Below are 619 nucleotides of genomic sequence, written 5' to 3'. Positions count from 1 at the left end.
TTCAACTCTCCCCATTCTGATGGCAAGGCGTTCTCATTGCCTGCGACGGCTCACGGCTTGCAAGGCCGCTTCAACGCTCGAACTGTGACTAAACGCAAGTATCCGGGTTCTGCGCCTGTTCCGGTGGAGCCAGCCTTGCCCCCACCTATGGCATGAACCTGTTCGCTCGCTCAGTTTTACAAAGACTGTATTCTCTGAAATCCGAGGTCATGGCGGGTCTGTCACACAGCGCGTTCCCCTTCGTATCCGGGTGTCTTTTTATTCAATTTTCAATCTGCATGAGGCTTGTCTGAACCTCGGGTCATTGTGACCCGAAGTGTTTTACCTCTCATAAGCCATTTCATTTTTCGGCCTAAATCGGTACACCTTACAAAGAATTTTTCAAAATTTTTTCTAAGCGCCGCAGACCTCGCTCGATTGCGACACGAACCACTTTTTCATGGACGCCCTCTGCCCGGGCAATATCCTGTTTGGTCATGCCGAGAATGAAATGAGCGTAAATCCGTTTTGCCTGTTTGTTCGGCAGACTGGCAATCGCTGCATGAAGCTCCTGCATGGTCACTTTCCGCTCATACAGTTCATGGGGAGATAAGGCGACAAAGAGAGCTTCATGCTCCAG

General features: G+C 50.4%; 1 protein-coding gene. It reads right to left on the bottom strand.

The window, feature by feature from the left end; translation table 11 throughout:
- Window positions 1-367 precede the first annotated feature (367 nt).
- Window positions 368-619, bottom strand: a 252-nt coding sequence (locus tag GPK90_RS18740) for an RNA polymerase sigma factor (protein WP_275950600.1), incomplete at its 5' end; no start/stop codon positions are given.

The organism is Clostridium sp. MCC344 (assembly GCF_018785365.1).
Taxonomy (GTDB): Bacteria; Bacillota; Clostridia; order Lachnospirales; family Lachnospiraceae; genus Pilosibacter.
Note: the sequence above shows the minus strand (reverse complement) of the source record. Positions and strands in the feature narration are given on the sequence as shown.